This window comes from Streptomyces sp. S063 (genome assembly GCF_002832675.1).
Lineage (GTDB): Bacteria > Actinomycetota > Actinomycetes > Streptomycetales > Streptomycetaceae > Streptomyces > Streptomyces sindenensis.
The window spans coordinates 1,660,401-1,674,839 of the sequence record NZ_CP021707.1 but is presented as its reverse complement, the minus strand read 5'-3'; the positions used below and the strand labels follow the sequence as shown (position 1 = coordinate 1,674,839).

General features: G+C 72.5%; 12 protein-coding genes and 1 riboswitch. Of the genes, 8 read left to right on the top strand and 4 right to left on the bottom strand.

Annotated features, from left to right (window positions below; translation table 11 throughout):
* The first annotated feature begins 49 nt into the window (after positions 1–49).
* Both trpD and CCZ36_RS07490 read left to right on the top strand, forming a co-directional pair.
* Positions 50–1,114, top strand: coding sequence for an anthranilate phosphoribosyltransferase (gene trpD, locus CCZ36_RS07495; protein ID WP_069737751.1), 1,065 nt, complete (start codon positions 50–52; stop codon positions 1,112–1,114).
* Between the two features lie 96 nt (positions 1,115–1,210).
* A riboswitch (SAM riboswitch) is annotated at positions 1,211–1,328 on the top strand.
* A 288-nt stretch (positions 1,329–1,616) separates the two neighbouring features.
* On the top strand, positions 1,617–2,996 hold the full coding sequence (locus CCZ36_RS07490; protein ID WP_128817261.1) for an aminotransferase class V-fold PLP-dependent enzyme: 1,380 nt from the start codon (positions 1,617–1,619) through the stop codon (positions 2,994–2,996).
* A 64-nt stretch (positions 2,997–3,060) separates the two neighbouring features.
* On the opposite strand, the gene CCZ36_RS07485 is transcribed toward CCZ36_RS07490, so the two are convergent.
* Both CCZ36_RS07485 and CCZ36_RS07480 read right to left on the bottom strand, forming a co-directional pair.
* The gene (locus tag CCZ36_RS07485; protein WP_003969641.1) at positions 3,061–3,342 is read right to left on the bottom strand and encodes an Lrp/AsnC family transcriptional regulator; all 282 of its coding nucleotides are present in this window, start codon (positions 3,340–3,342) and stop codon (positions 3,061–3,063) included.
* Positions 3,339–4,088 carry a rhomboid family intramembrane serine protease gene (locus CCZ36_RS07480; protein WP_128817259.1) on the bottom strand — a complete coding sequence of 250 codons (750 nt, stop codon included), beginning with the start codon at positions 4,086–4,088 and terminating at the stop codon, positions 3,339–3,341. Before CCZ36_RS07480 ends, CCZ36_RS07485 begins: the two co-directional genes overlap by 4 nt.
* A 194-nt stretch (positions 4,089–4,282) precedes the next feature.
* Between CCZ36_RS07480 and CCZ36_RS07475 the strand changes: the two genes are divergently transcribed.
* From CCZ36_RS07475 to CCZ36_RS07455, 5 genes are all read left to right on the top strand, one after another.
* Entirely contained in the window at positions 4,283–4,525 is a 243-nt protein-coding gene (locus CCZ36_RS07475) for a hypothetical protein (protein ID WP_003969643.1), read from the top strand.
* 39 nt (positions 4,526–4,564) lie between these two features.
* Positions 4,565–5,926: an NYN domain-containing protein gene (locus CCZ36_RS07470; RefSeq protein ID WP_069737754.1), complete on the top strand. Its 1,362-nt coding sequence runs from the start codon at positions 4,565–4,567 to the stop codon at positions 5,924–5,926.
* A 293-nt stretch (positions 5,927–6,219) separates the two neighbouring features.
* Positions 6,220–7,245: a C40 family peptidase gene (locus tag CCZ36_RS07465; RefSeq protein WP_069737755.1), complete on the top strand. Its 1,026-nt coding sequence runs from the start codon at positions 6,220–6,222 to the stop codon at positions 7,243–7,245.
* A 264-nt stretch (positions 7,246–7,509) separates the two neighbouring features.
* On the top strand, positions 7,510–8,538 hold the full coding sequence (locus tag CCZ36_RS07460) for a C40 family peptidase (RefSeq protein ID WP_069737756.1): 1,029 nt from the start codon (positions 7,510–7,512) through the stop codon (positions 8,536–8,538).
* A 16-nt stretch (positions 8,539–8,554) separates the two neighbouring features.
* Complete coding sequence (locus CCZ36_RS07455) at positions 8,555–9,811, top strand: hypothetical protein (RefSeq protein ID WP_128817257.1); 1,257 nt, start codon at positions 8,555–8,557, stop codon at positions 9,809–9,811.
* On the opposite strand, the gene CCZ36_RS07450 is transcribed toward CCZ36_RS07455, so the two are convergent.
* A complete protein-coding gene (locus tag CCZ36_RS07450; protein ID WP_128817255.1) occupies positions 9,787–11,046 on the bottom strand; it encodes a glycosyltransferase 87 family protein in 1,260 nt (419 codons plus the stop codon). The genes CCZ36_RS07455 and CCZ36_RS07450 overlap by 25 nt on opposite strands.
* Positions 11,047–11,154: 108 nt before the next feature.
* On the opposite strand from CCZ36_RS07450, the gene CCZ36_RS07445 reads away from it, so the two are divergent.
* Positions 11,155–12,297: a glycosyltransferase family 4 protein gene (locus tag CCZ36_RS07445; protein ID WP_069737830.1), complete on the top strand. Its 1,143-nt coding sequence runs from the start codon at positions 11,155–11,157 to the stop codon at positions 12,295–12,297.
* Between the two features lie 110 nt (positions 12,298–12,407).
* Here CCZ36_RS07445 and CCZ36_RS07440 read toward each other — a convergent pair whose 3' ends face one another.
* Positions 12,408–14,204 carry an AMP-dependent synthetase/ligase gene (locus CCZ36_RS07440; RefSeq protein WP_069737758.1) on the bottom strand — a complete coding sequence of 599 codons (1,797 nt, stop codon included), beginning with the start codon at positions 14,202–14,204 and terminating at the stop codon, positions 12,408–12,410.
* Between the last annotated feature and the right edge of the window lie 235 nt (positions 14,205–14,439).

Genomic DNA, 14,439 nt, shown 5'->3' with positions numbered 1-14,439 from the left:
TAGGGTGGAGCCCGATCCTTCTTACCGGCTGTGGACCCTGGAGCGGACCATGAACGTTGTGACCCCGAACGGCGGCGACAGCGTGGCGGACCGCTCCTGGCCCGGCCTCCTGAACCCCCTGCTGCGCGGCGAGAACCTCAGCTCCGAGGAGACCGCCTGGGCCATGGACCGCATCATGAGCGGCGAGGCCACCGACGCGCAGATCGCCGGGTTCGCCGTGGCGCTGCGGGCCAAGGGCGAGACCGTCGACGAGGTCACCGGCCTGGTCCGCGCGATGTACGCGCACGCCAACACCATCGAGGTGCCCGGCCGAACCGTCGACATCGTGGGCACCGGCGGCGACCTGGCCAAGACCGTCAACATCTCCACCATGTCCGCGATCGTCATCGCCGGCACCGGCGCCAAGGTCGTCAAGCACGGCAACCGGGCCGCGTCCTCCGCGAGCGGCTCCTCCGACGTCCTGGAGAAGCTCGGCGTCAACCTGGAGCTGACCCCGCGCCGGGTGGTCGAGGTCGCCGAGCAGGCGGGCATCACCTTCTGCTTCGCCGTGAAGTTCCACCCCGCCCTGCGGTACGCCGCCAAGGCACGCAAGGAGCTCGGCGCGCAGACCACGTTCAACATCCTGGGCCCCCTCACCAACCCGGCCCAGGTGCGCTCCCAGGCCGTCGGGGTCGCCGACGCCCGGATGGCGCCCATCGTCGCGGGCGTGCTGGCCGACCGGGGCAACTCCGCCCTCGTCTTCCGCGGCGACGACGGCCTCGACGAGCTGACCACCACCGCCACCTCCCGGGTCTGGGTGGTGCGCGACGGCGCGGTCCGCGAGGAGGCGTTCGACCCGCGCGACGTCGGGCTGCCCATCGTCCCCGTCGAAGCGCTGCGTGGCGCGGACGCCTCGTACAACGCCGATGTGGCCCGTCGCCTGCTGGACGGCGAGGAGGGCGCGGTGCGGGAAGCGGTGCTGCTCAACTCCGCGGCGGCCCTGGTCGCCCTGGACGCCGGCCCCGGCACGCTGACCGAGCAGCTCGCGGCGAAGATCGCGGTGGCGGCCGAGTCCATCGACTCCGGGGCGGCCAAGCGGGCGCTGGAGCGCTGGGTGGCGGCCAGCAACGCCTGAGGTCGACCCCCGACGCACACGGTGTGAGGCAGGGCGCAGTCCGGAATCCGGACTGCGCCCTTGCGCGTGTGCCTACGTATGGCAAGATGCTGCGCAGGTCATGAGTGACAGCGACTACGGCCCCGGCCCGCTGTCCGGCAACCCTCCGTCCGTGGCGGGGTGCCCCGGGTGAAGACCGGGCCGCAGGCAGCGAGGTCTGCGGCAAGCGCGGGCCCCTCGGCATCCAGCGGATGCCAGCCCCCGGGGTCCTGGTCCCTAGGGAGCCTCTTGTGAGCAAGCGAATGCGCTAGGGCCTGTCGCGCCACATTCCCGTCTGCCGGGCGACTCCTGGCCGCCCTTCGGGCGACGACGGGAAGGTGACGGCAGGCCCTAGGGCTCGTCCCAGGGCATCTTCGTGCCCTGAGCTGACCGCCCTTCTTCAGCGCACCCTTTTCCTTCCTTCTCCGCGCCGCCGTGTATCCGTCGACGCGTTGATCTCGCCTGCCTGTTACGGGAGTTCGCCATGTCTGTGTCCACCGCTGCCCTTGACCCGTCGGTTTGTGCCCCGCTGCCCGTTCTGGGCCGGGACGTCACCGTTCCGCTCGTCACGGGCGGTGAGGTCACCTACGCCGCGCTCGACTACGCCGCCAGCGCCCCCGCCCTCCAGCGGGTCTGGGACGACATCGCCGCGTACGCCCCGTACTACGGCAGTGTCCACCGCGGCGCCGGCTACCTCTCGCAGCTCTCCACCGACCTCTTCGAGAACAGCCGTCGCACCGTCGCCGAGTTCCTCGGCTGCCGTGCCGAGGACCAGGTGGTCTTCACCCGCTCCACCACCGACTCCCTCAACCTGCTGGCCGCCGCGCTCCCCGCGAACTGCCAGGTCTTCGTGTACGAGACCGAGCACCACGCGTCCCTGCTGCCCTGGCGGGACGCCCAGGTCACCTACCTCGACGCCCCCCGCACCCCGGGCCGGGCCGTCGAGAGCCTGGAGCGCGCGCTCGCCGACCGCGACCCCTACGGCCCCGCCCTCGTCTGCGTCACCGGCGCCTCCAACGTGACCGGCGAGCTGTGGCCCGTGCGGGAACTGGCCGCCACCGCCCACGCCCACGGCGCCCGCATCGTCCTGGACGCCGCGCAGCTGGCCCCGCACCACCCCGTCGACATCGCCGAACTGGACGTCGACTGGGTCGCGTTCTCCGGCCACAAGCTGTACGCGCCCTTCGGCTCCGGGGTCCTGGCCGGCCGCGCCGACTGGCTCCAGGCCGCCGACCCGTACCTCGCCGGCGGCGGCGCGTCCCGCAAGGTCGCCCGGCGCGCCGACGGCGGCGTGGACGTCGACTGGCACACCACGGCCGCCCGCCACGAGGCCGGTTCGCCCAACGTCATCGGCGTCTACTCCATCGCCTCCGCCTGCAAGGCCCTCACCGAGGCGGGCTTCGACAACCTGGTCGCCCGCGAGCAGGAGTTGGTGTCCCGGGTCCGCGAAGGGCTCGCCGAGGTCCCCGAGGTGCGGGTGCTCTCGCTGTTCGGCGACGACGCGCCCCGGGTCGGCGTCATCTCCTTCGTGGTGCGCGGCTGGAACAGCTCGCACTTCGCCGCCGCCCTCTCCGCCGAGTACGGCATCGGGGTGCGCGACGGTCTCTTCTGCGCCCACCCGCTCGTGCGCACCCTCCTCGGCAGTGACCCGCAGGAGCCGGGGGAGTGCGGCGCCCCCGAGGCCGAGCCGGGCGAGCGGTCGCTCAACGCCATCCGGGTCAGCTTCGGGGCCGGCACGCCCGACGAGCACATCGAGCGCTTCCTGCGCGCGGTGACCGAGCTGGTCCGCGAGGGCGCCCAGTGGAAGTACCGCACGGAGGACGGCCGCTGCGTCCCGGACCGGGGCGAGGCGGCGCAGGCCTGAGGCCTGAGAACACCTCGGCCGGGGACGGGAGCGCTGCCCGTCCCCGGCCGGCGTACGTCCGGAGTTACGCGTCGAGACCGATGGCGAACGCCGCTTCCAGGTCGTGCTGGGAGTACGTACGGAACGCCACATGGGTGTCCGTGCCCTCGACACCCGGGATCTTGCTGATCCGGCCGGGGATGACATCGGCGAGGTCGTCGTGGCGGGCGACCCGGACCATGGCGATGAGGTCGTAGGTGCCGGTGACGGAGAAGACCTCGCTGACACTGTCCAGCGCGGCGATGGCCTCGGCGATCTCCGGAATCCGGTCCACACTGGTCTTGATGAGCACGATCGCGGTGATCACGGCTGGCTGTCTCCCTCGGTGGCTGGAACCTTCACTCTAGCTCTCCGCCCATAGCCCACCCAGGCGCAGAGGAACCCCGCCGCGAACCCGGCCACATGCGCCAGATACGCCACGCCGGGCCCCGCCTCCGCCCCTTGCGCCGCCGCCCACTGGAGGACGAACCAGAAGATCAGCACGATCCAGGCGGGAAAGCGCAGAGGCAGGAAGAAGAGGAACGGGAACAGGCTGGTCACCCGGGCCTTGGGGAAGAGGTACAGGAAAGCGCCCAGCACCGCCGAGATCGCCCCCGACGCCCCGACCAGCGTCTGCTCGGAGTCCGCGTGCGCCGCCGCGTAGCAGACCAGCGCCACATAGCCGCAGCCCACGTAGAACAGCGCGAACCGCACCCGCCCCATGCGCTCCTCGGCCATCGCGCCGAACACGTACAGGAACAGCAGGTTCCCCAGCAGGTGCAGCCAGCTGCCGTGCACGAACAGCGCCGTGAACGGGGTGATCAGGGCGTGCGCGGAGCCCTCCCACAGTTCGGCGGGGATCACCCCCCACCGCTCGAAGTACGCGGCCTGCGCGGTGAGCAGCGCCTCCTCGCTCCGGTGGGCGGCGCCCCCGAACCCGGAGAGCGGGCTGATCAGGAAGACCACCCCGCAGACGCCGATCAGCCCGTACGTGACCGGGGCGCCGCTTCCCACCGCCGCGTCCCGGATCCTGCCGGCCGTGGTCCGCCAGTCGGCCTGCCGCCACTCGATCATGTACAGAGCATGACGTACCGGTCGAGAAGGGGACGGAGCGCCTCGCCGTGCCCATGCCTATACGCGAGGCCGTAGGGTTACGCCAGGACTTCCGCAGTTCGACGGCGCACCGCGAGATCCTTGACGTAGACAGGTGGAGTCGCGGCGGCGCGCCCGGCGCGGGCTCCCGGAGACGACGAAAGAGGACGCTAACGATGACGACGGTTCCCCTGCCGACGGACTCGACCCGCTGGCGCTGCACCCTGTGCGGCAACCTCACGCGCTTCGACGTGACCCGCTCCTCCAAGGTCGTGGAGTACGTGCACCTCGACCTGGCCGGTGAGTCGAGTGTCGAGGAGCGGGAGGTCGTCAGTGAGACCATCGAGTCGGTCCGCTGTCGTTGGTGCAACGCGGTGGACCAGATCGAACTGGTGGACAGGCCGGGTGCAGCTTCCTGAGGGAGCGCACCCTTCGACATATCTATGGGGTGACGGACGGTGGATCAGCCGACCAGCGGCGCCGGACCGGCCGGTGAGGCCGACGGCGGTGCAGAGGCGCTCGGCCGTCCGCTGCCCGAGGGTGTGCGACGGCGGGTGATCGCGCTGGTCTCGGACGCCTTCGGCGCCCTGACCGTCGCCGAACTGCCCGCCCAGCTACGGCAGTACGCCCGGTTCACCCCGACCCGGCGGGCGAAGTTCGCGGGGAACGCGATGGCCGCCGCGCTGGAGAGCGACGCCGTCTTCCGGCAGCGCATCGGTGAGCGGCTCGGCCAGTCCCAGCCCGAGCTGACCGGTGCGCTGGAGGCGGGCGCGCCGCCTGCCGCCGCCGACCCCCTCGACGTGGCCGCGGCCGCCTACGTGCTGCGCCCGGCCGGCTGGGTCAAGCTGGTCGAGTCGGCCGGTGAGGAGGTCCAGCGCGCCGACGCGGAACGGGCCGACGAGGAGACCCGTCGGGAACGCGACCAGCTGCGCGAGGAGCTGGAGCGGGCCCGCGCCCACACCCGTACCGAGACCGAGCGGCTGCGCACCGAGCTGGAGGCGGCCCGCAAGGAGTCCGAGTCGCTGCACCGCAAGCTGCGGAGCGCGCTCAGCGAGGTGAAGCGCGGCGAGGCGGCATTGCGCCGCAGCGCCGCCGAGACCGACACCGTACGGGCCGAGTCGGCCGCCCAGCTCTCCGCCGTGGAGAGCGAGTCGCGCCGGCTCAAAGCACGGTTGGGGGAGGCCGAGGCGGCCCTTGAGGCGAGCCGCCGGGCCGCCCGGGAGGGCCGCTCGGTGGAGGACATGCGGCTGCGGCTGCTCCTGGACACCGTGCTGGACGCGGCCTCGGGGCTCCGGCGGGAGCTGGCGCTTCCTCCGGCGACGACCCATCCCGCCGACACCGTGGACGCGCTGGAGCCGGGCCGGATGTCGCCCAAGGACATTGCCGCGCGCGCCCTTTCGGAGACCGATCCGGCGCTGCTGGACCAGTTGCTGGCCCTGCCGCAGGCGCATCTCATCGTGGACGGCTACAACGTCACCAAGACCGGCTATCCCCAGATGCCGCTGGAGAAGCAGCGGTTGCGGCTGCTGGGCGGGCTGTCGGTGCTCGCGGCCCAGACCGGCGCCGAGATGACCTGTGTCTTCGACGGGGCCGAACTGGCCGCCCCGGTGCTGCTGGCCCCGCCGCGCGGCGTACGGGTGCTGTTCAGCAAGCCGGGGGTCACGGCGGACGAGGTGATCCGTCAACTGGCCCGCGCGGAACCGCCGGGGCGGCCCGTGGTGGTCGTCTCCACCGACCGCGAGGTGGCGGACGGTGTGGCGAAGGCCGGGGCGCGGCCGGTCGCGTCCGTCTTGCTCCTCAAGCGCCTTTCGCGTGTCTAAAGGGGTTTGGGTGTCATGTGTGACATGCCGGATTTCTGGGAACGTACCGTCAAGTCGCCGCTACACGCGGTGGGGTGAGAGTAAAGAAGTGCCTGGTGTGACGAGAAAAATCCTGTGAGGATTTGAACTGATCACAAGATGGTCACTAGGGTCAGGCCTCGAACCTTCGCACGGTTGATCACCCATTGGGGGTGACGGCGAAGGAACCGCCGAGTCCGTCATGTGCACGGAGCCGGGGATTCTGTCCCCCACAAGCCCGGTAGGCGGCTCTGAGGAAGAAGGAGCTCGCCTTCGTGGCGTCCCACCGTCGTCCCAAGCAGCCGAGCCGCACCCGCGTGACCGTGCTCACCGCTACCGCCGCCGCGGCCGTGGCCCTCACCTCCCAGGCCGCCCACGCCGACCCCAAGCCGAGCAAGAGCGAGGTCAAGGCGAAGGTCGACAAGCTCTACCACGAGGCCGAGGCCGCCACCGAGAAGTACAACGGCGCCAAGGAGCAGCAGGACAACCTGAAGAAGGAAGTCGACGCGCTCCAGGACAAGGTCGCCCGCGGACAGGCCGAGCTCAACACGCTCCGCTCCGAGCTGGGTTCGATCGCCACCGCGCAGTACCGCTCCGGCGGCATCGACCCCTCGGTCGCCCTCTTCCTCGCCTCGGACCCGGACAGCTTCCTGGACCAGGCCTCCGCGCTCGACCAGCTGACGGTCAAGCAGACCGAGGCGCTGCAGAAGATCCAGTCCAAGCAGCGCACCCTCGCCCAGCAGCGCAAGGAAGCCCAGGACAAGCTCGGCGACCTCGCCGACGTCCGCAAGGCGCTCGGCGAGAACAAGAAGAAGTACCAGGGCAAGCTGGCCGACGCCCAGCGGCTCCTCAACACGCTGACGCAGGCCGAGCGGGCCAAGATGCAGCAGGACGAGCAGCGCGCCAGCCGCGCCGCCAGCGACCGGGTCGAACTCGGCAACGAGGCCCCCGCGTCCAACCGCGGCGCCGCCGCCCTGGCCGCCGCCGCCACGCAGATCGGCAAGCCGTACGTCTCCGGCGGCTCGGGCCCCAACTCCTACGACTGCTCCGGGCTGACCCAGTGGGCCTTCGCCCAGGCGAACGTCCACATCACCCGGACCACGTACACCCAGCAGAACGACGGCACCAGGATCGGCCGCAGCCAGCTCAAGCCGGGCGACCTGGTCTTCTTCAACGGCCTGTCGCACGTCGGCTTCTACGCCGGCAACAACCAGGTCCTGCACGCCCCGAAGCCGGGCACCGTCGTCCGCTACGAGTCGATGGACTACCTGGGCACCTTCCAGTTCGGCGTCCGCATCTGACCGGGCCGCGCCCCACAGCGCGCCACGGCACGCCCGAACGAGGGAATCGCCGCGCACCACGCTGACGCCCCCGCCCCGCCGGAGACCGAGGTCACCGGCGGGGCGGCGGCATGCGGGCCCCTCTTCCGACCGCGGCGCGGTCTTTGGCCGGCGGGTAGCGGTCCGATTACTGTCTGGCTGCTGCGCAGCTCCCGGACTCCGTCCGCCCGCCCGGGCGGCAGGGGCTGCGCACCACCGCGTCAGCGGAAGGGAGTGCGGCTACCAGTGGTGTCCCATCGCCGTTGCACACAGTCCGGCTTCACCAGAGGCGTCCGGGTCACGGTCGTCTCGGCGGCCGCCGCCACCGCGGCCGCCACCCTGACCGGGGCCCCGGCGAGCGCCGATCCGAAGGAGACCCGGGAGAGCGCCAAGGCCGCCGTCGACCGCCTCTACGAGGAGGCCGAGCGGGCCACCGAGCGGTTCAACGAGGCCGGGGAGCGCGTGAAGCTGCTGCGCGGTGTGGCGGACCGCGCCCAGGACGCCACGGCCCGGGGCCAGGAGCGCGTCAACGAGATGCGCAACGCGCTCGGCGCGATGGCCGGCGCCCAGTACCGCACCGGCTCCATCGACCCGTCGGTCGCCCTGCTGCTCTCGGCCGACCCGGACACCTACCTGGAGCAGGCCGCCGCCCTCGACCGGGCCGGCGCCCGCCAGGCGATGACCCTGGACAAACTGCGGCACGCGCAGCGGGGGCTCGCCCAGAACCGCGCCGAGACCACCCGCGCCCTGACCGACCTGGAGCGCAACCGGGCCGCCGTCAGCCGGCACAAGCGCGCCGTCGAGTCCAAGCTCCGCGAGGCCCGCCGGCTGCTCGCCTCGCTACCGCCCGAGGACCGCGCCTCCTTCGACCGGGCCTCCCGCTCCGGCCGCGAAGCACTGCCCGACCTCTCCGGCGTCGCCCCCGGCTCGGCCCGGGCCATGTCCGCCGTCGCCGCCGTCCACCAGGCGCTCGGGAAACCCTACGTCTGGGGCGCCAACGGGCCCTCCGGATTCGACTGTTCCGGCCTGATGCAGTGGGCCTACGCCCAGGCCGGGGTGAGCCTGCCCCGCACCTCCCAGGCCCAGCGCTACGCGGGCCGCATGGTGCCCCTCTCCCAGGCACAGCCCGGCGACCTCGTCGCCTACCGGGCGGACGCCAGCCACATCGGCATGTACGTCGGCAACGGCCAGGTCATCCACGCCCCCTACCCGGGCGCCGCGGTCCGCTACGATCCGGTCGGCATGATGCCCGTCTCCTCCGTCACCCGGATCTGACCGTACGATCGGCAGGGTGGCCGTACGAGAACGTGACGCGCGCGGGGGAGGCCCCCGGGGACGGCGGCGTGCGGCGGGCCTGCTGCTCGCCGCGCTCCTGACCGCGTCCGCCTGCACGGCCTCCACCGACCCGGACACCCTCCTCACCGCCGGGGCCCTCGACGCCACCCTGGAGCGCCGCGCCGCGGCCGTCCTCGCCCGCGATCCGGCGGGCTACCTCGACGGCCTCGCCCCGGACGCGGCGAAGCTGCGGGCCGCTCAGCGCACCGAGCTGGACCGGCTCGCCGACGTGCCGCTGAAGTCGTGGACGTACGACGTCAAGGACATCACCGAGCAGGACGGACAGTGGGCCACCGCCGAGGTGGAGCTGCGTTACCGGATCGAGGGCTACGACACCGCCCCGGTCGCCACCCGCCGCGTTCTGGAGCTGATGCGCGACGGCGACCGCTGGTACATCACCGCGGACCGGCCCGCCAAGGGCGCCTCCAGGCAGCTGTGGCAGCAGGGGGACGTGGACGTCGTCCAGGGCGCCCACAGCATCGTCCTGGGCGTCGGACGGGGCGAGGAGGAGCTGCGGCAGATCGCCGACGCCGTGGACCTCGCCGTGCCGGCCGTCTCGGACGCCTGGCCGCGCCCCTGGAACCGCCGGGTGGTGGTCCTCGTCCCGGACTCCGTCGAGTCCATGGCGGGGCTGCTCGGCTCGACCGAGGACAGCTACCGGGGCATCGCCGCCGTCACCACCGGCGAGGTGGGAGGCACCGGCGAACGCCCCGCCATCGCCGACCGGGTCATCGTCAACCCGCAGGCGTACGCGACCCTGGGCAGCTTCGGACAGCGGATCGTCCTGACCCATGAGACGACCCATGTCGCCACCCGGGCCAGCACCTCGACCGCCACGCCCGTCTGGCTCTCCGAGGGCTTCGCCGACTGGACCGCCTACCGGGGCGAGGACCGCGCCGCCGACACCATCGCCCCCGAACTGGCCGAGGCCGTCCGCGGCGGCCGGACCCCCGCCGAACTCCCCGCCGACCCGGACTTCGGCTTCGACGGCGACCCGGCGAAGCTCGCGGGGGCGTACGAGGGCGGCTGGCTGGCCTGCGAGCTGATCGCCGAGCGCTGGGGCAAGGAGAAGCTGATCGCCTTCTACGAGACCGTCGGCGCGCACGACGGGCGCGAGGGAGCGGTGGAGAAGGCCCTGGGGGCGGTGCTCGGCACCACCTCCGAGCAGTTCACCGCCGACTGGCGCGACTACCTCGCCACCCGGCTCGGCTGACCTTCGGCCGCGCCCGGGGAGGCCTCCGCACGCGGCCCCGCCGGCCTCCCCGGCACCGTCGACCGCCACAGCCGCCGCGCCGCGATCAGCGAGGCCGCCACCAGCAGCCCGTTCCGTACGACCAGGAGTGTCACGCCCCACGCGTCGCTCGCCACCACACTTGCGAAGCCGATCGGGAACTCCAGAAACGTCACCCCCGCCGCCACCAGCACCAGGACCGCGGGCAGGGCCATCGCCGTCCCCCGGAACGCCAGGCACACCGCGGCCAGACCGACCAGCCACACCACGTACTGCGGGCTGATCACCCGGCTGGTCACGGTGAACAGCAGCACCGCCGTGAACGCCGCCTCGGCCGGGGTGCGCACCGCGAAGAGGCGCGCCCGCAGCCGCCACAGCAGCAGCCAGCCCAGCGCCGGGACCGCGAGCCCCAGCGCCAGCGTCGACACCAGCTCCACGTGCGGCCCGACGAACTCCATCGAGCCGTAGCGCAGCTCCACCCGCCCAGCCCAGCCGAACTGCCGGGCGATGTGGAAGACCAGCGCCCCCAGCGACTCGACCTCGGTGCCCCGGTCCCGCTGGAAGGCCAGGAACGCGAACGCCCCGGGCATCCACAGCGCGAACGCCGCCGCGAGACCCGCCCCCGCCAGCGCGGCCGAGGACCACGCGGCGCGCGTCGGACGCCCCTTCCGCACCCCCGCCAGCACCAGCACCGGCCACCCCTTCAGCAGCGCGCCGAACGCGGCCAGCGCCCCCAGCGCCCGCGGCCTCCGCACCCCCGCCAGCAGCGCCGCCACCGCGACCGCCGTCACCATCAGGTCGTAGCGGGCGTAGACCGTCGGGCCCAGCAGCGGCACCCCCACGACCCACGCCCAGGCACCCGCCGCCCGCATCCCCGGCCGCCGCCCCGCGTACAGCAGCAGCCCCAGCACCAGCGCGTCGCAGACCAGCACCAGCACGAAGAACGCGGTCGCGTACTCCCAGGACGGCAGCAGGGCGGGGGAGAGGATCGCCAGGGCCGCCCCGGGCGGGTACTGCCAGGTGACGTCCTCCAGCGGGTACGTGCCGGTCAGCAGGACCTCGTACCAGCCCCGGTAGATCACCGAGACGTCCACCGTGACGTCCGGGCCGGCCACCGTGACCACCTTGAACACGCAGGCCAGCAGCCAGCCGCGGGTCAACGCCCAGACCGCGTACGGCCACGGTCCGGTGCCGGTGGGTGCTCGTCCCGTCGTCATCGCCGCCCTCGTCGTCGCTCGTCCCCGGCCGCCCCCTCCGGCCGTTCATGATGCCGTCGGCAGAGCGTGTGAGCGGTGAAGCGCGGCCGTTCGGTACTGTCGGCGGCGATGGACAAGACCTTGATCGTGACCAACGACTTCCCGCCCCGCCCCGGTGGCATCCAGGCGTTCCTGCACAACATGGCGCTGCGGCTGGATCCCGAGAGGGTCGTCGTCTACGCCTCCACCTGGAAGCGCGGCGAGGAGGGCGCGGCGGCCACCGCCGCCTTCGACGCCGAGCAGCCGTACCCCGTGGTCCGCGACCGGACGACGATGCTGCTGCCGACCCCGCGCGTCACCCGCCGGGCCACCGAGCTGCTGCGCGAACACGGCTGCACCTCCGTCTGGTTCGGCGCCGCCGCCCCGCTCGGCCTGATGGCCCCGGCGCTGCGCCGCGCGGGCGCGAGGCGGCTGGTGGCCACCACCCACGGCCACGAGGCGGGCTGGGCGCAACTGCCCGCGTCCCGGCAGCTGCTGCGCCGGATCGGGGAAGGCACGGACACGATCACCTACCTCGGTGAGTACACCCGCTCCCGGATCGCCGCCGCGCTCACCCCCGACGCGGCCGGCCGCATGGTCCAACTGCCGCCCGGCGTCGACGAGAAGACCTTCCACCCGGGCTCCGGCGGCGACCGGGTCCGGGCCCGCCTCGGGCTGACCGACCGCCCGGTGGTCGTCTGCGTCTCGCGGCTGGTGCCCCGCAAGGGCCAGGACACGCTGATCCTGGCCATGCCCGCGATCCTGGCGCGGATTCCGGACGCGGTGCTGCTGATCGTCGGCGGCGGGCCGTACGCCAAGGACCTGGAGCGGCTGGCCGAGGAGACCGGGGTGGCGGACTCGGTGCGGTTCACCGGGCCCGTGCCCTGGGCGGAACTGCCCGCGCACTACGGGGCCGGGGACGTCTTCGCGATGCCCTGCCGGACCCGGCGCGGCGGGCTGGACGTGGAGGGCCTGGGCATCGTCTACCTGGAGGCGTCCGCGACCGGGCTGCCCGTGGTGGCCGGTGACTCCGGGGGCGCCCCGGACGCGGTACTGGACGGCGAGACCGGCTGGGTGGTGCGTGGCGGCAGCCCCGAGGAGTCGGCGGACCGGATCGTCACGCTGCTCGGCGACCCGGAGCTGCGGCAGCGGATGGGGGAGCGCGGCCGGGCCTGGGTCGAGGAGAAGTGGCGCTGGGACCTGCTGGCGGAGAAGCTGAAGACGCTGTTGTGACCGTACGGGGGGCGGCCGGTCGGGGCTGACGCCCGCCGCGCCGCCGCCCTCTGTGCCGTACGCGAAGGGGCCCGCGCTTCTCGAGAAGCGCGGGCCCCTTCGGCGTACCCTCAGGCGCGGTAGATCGACTCCACCTCGTCCGCGAAGTCCTTCGCCACCACGTTCCGCTTCAGCTTCAGCGACGGGGTGATGTGGCCCGCATCCTCGGTGAACTGGGTGGGCAGAATACGGAACTTGCGCACCGACTCCGCCTTGGAGACCGCCGCGTTGCCGTCGTCCACCGCCCGCTGCACCTCGGCCAGCAGCTCCGCGTCCTCGCGCAGCGACAGGGCCGTCGAGCCGGCCGGCTTGCCGTTCTCCTCGGCCCAGCGGCTCAGGAACTCCTCGTCGAGGGTGACCAGCGCGCCGACGAACGGGCGGCCGTCGCCGACCACCATGCACTCGGCGACCAGGGCGTGCGCGCGGATCCGGTCCTCGATGACGGCCGGGGCGACGTTCTTGCCGCCCGCCGTCACGATGATCTCCTTCTTGCGGCCGGTGATCGCGAGGTAGCCGTCCTCGTCGAGCGTGCCGATGTCCCCGGTGTGGAACCAGCCGTCGGCCAGCGCCTCGGCGGAGGCCGCCTCGTTGTTCCAGTAACCGGTGAACAGGTGCTCGCCGTGGAGCAGGACCTCGCCGTCGTCCGCGATCCGCACGACCGAACCGGGCAGCGGCTGGCCGACCGTGCCGATCTTCGGCCGGTCCCACGGGTTGAACGCGGTGGCCGCGCACGACTCGGTCAGGCCGTAGCCCTCCAGGACCGTGAAGCCGATACCCCGGTAGAAGTGGCCGAGCCGCTCGCCCAGCGGGGCGCCGCCGGAGATCGCGTACTCGCCCCGCCCGCCGAGCACCGCGCGGAGCTTGCCGAAGACCAGCTTGTCGAAGAGCTTGTGCTTGAGCTTCAGGCCCAGCGTCGGGCCCTGGGGAGTGGACAGCGCCCGGCTGTAGGCGATCGCCGTGTCGGCGGCCCGGTCGAAGATCTTGCCCTTGCCGTCCGCCTGCGCCTTGGCGCGGGCCGCGTTGTAGACCTTCTCGAAGACCCGGGGCACACCCAGGATCAGCGTCGGCCGGAACGAGGCCAGCTCGTCGGTGAGGTTCTTGATGTCGGGCACGCAGCCCAGCTTGATCGGGGCCATCACCGAGGCCACCTCGACCAGCCGGCCGAAGACGTGCGCGGCGGGCAGGAACAGCAGCACCGAGCACTCGCCCGTACGGAACAGCGGCTTCAGCCGCTCCACCACGTTGCCGCACTCCGCGAAGAAGCTGCGGTGGGTGAGCACACAGCCCTTCGGACGGCCCGTGGTGCCCGAGGTGTAGACGATCGTCGCCGGGTCGTCCGCCTTGGCGCTGACCATCCGCAGGTCCATGGTCTCCTCGGAGACCTCGGCACCCGTCTTGCCGAGCGCGTCCACGGCGCCCGCGTCGATCTGCCAGACGTGCGCCAGCTCCGGCAGGGAGTCCCGTACGGAGGCCACGGCCGCGGCGTGCGCGTCGCTCTCCACCAGCACCGCCACCGCTCCGGAGTCACCGAGGATCCACTGCACCTGCTCGGCCGAGCTGGTCTCGTACACCGGCACGGTCACCGCGCCCGCGCTCCAGATGGCGAAGTCCAGCAGCACCCACTCGAAACGGGTGCGCGACATCAGGGCGACCCGGTCGCCGGGCTGCACACCCGAGGCGATCAGCCCTTTGGCGGCGGCTCTGACCTCGGTCAGGAACTGGGTGGCGCTGACGTCCGTCCAGACGCCCGCCACCTTGCGGCTCATCACCGCGACTTCGGGATGCTGAGCGGCATTGCGGCGGATGAGATCCGTCAGGTTGCCGTCCGTCGGGACCTCGTACAGGGCCGGAAGGCTGAACTCGCGCAAGACTGCTGCTCCTCATCGGGCTCCGGTGCCACGGCTCTGTGTGACGCACCGGCTGCGGTCCAAGAATGGCGGGTGCTCAGTGGGGTGAGCACGACTGGACTGCCCGGACGTTACCCACCGGTACTCGGTTCCGGATAGGGGGTTCCGGCCAGATGTCTTATGCATCACACATGCGGGTGGCCCTTTCGCGCACAGTAGTGCACTGCCCTCCCGACGTGGAAGTAACCGCAGGTCC

What these genes read in the sequence shown, in the direction of transcription:
- trpD (WP_069737751.1), top strand. Translation starts at nt 50, where the DNA reads ATGAACGTTGTGACCCCGAACGGCGGCGACAGCGTGGCGGACCGCTCC.
- CCZ36_RS07490 (WP_128817261.1), top strand. Translation starts at nt 1,617, where the DNA reads ATGTCTGTGTCCACCGCTGCCCTTGACCCGTCGGTTTGTGCCCCGCTG.
- CCZ36_RS07480 (WP_128817259.1), bottom strand. Translation starts at nt 4,088, where the DNA reads ATGATCGAGTGGCGGCAGGCCGACTGGCGGACCACGGCCGGCAGGATC.
- CCZ36_RS07475 (WP_003969643.1), top strand. Translation starts at nt 4,283, where the DNA reads ATGACGACGGTTCCCCTGCCGACGGACTCGACCCGCTGGCGCTGCACC.
- CCZ36_RS07450 (WP_128817255.1), bottom strand. Translation starts at nt 11,046, where the DNA reads ATGACGACGGGACGAGCACCCACCGGCACCGGACCGTGGCCGTACGCG.
- CCZ36_RS07445 (WP_069737830.1), top strand. Translation starts at nt 11,155, where the DNA reads ATGGACAAGACCTTGATCGTGACCAACGACTTCCCGCCCCGCCCCGGT.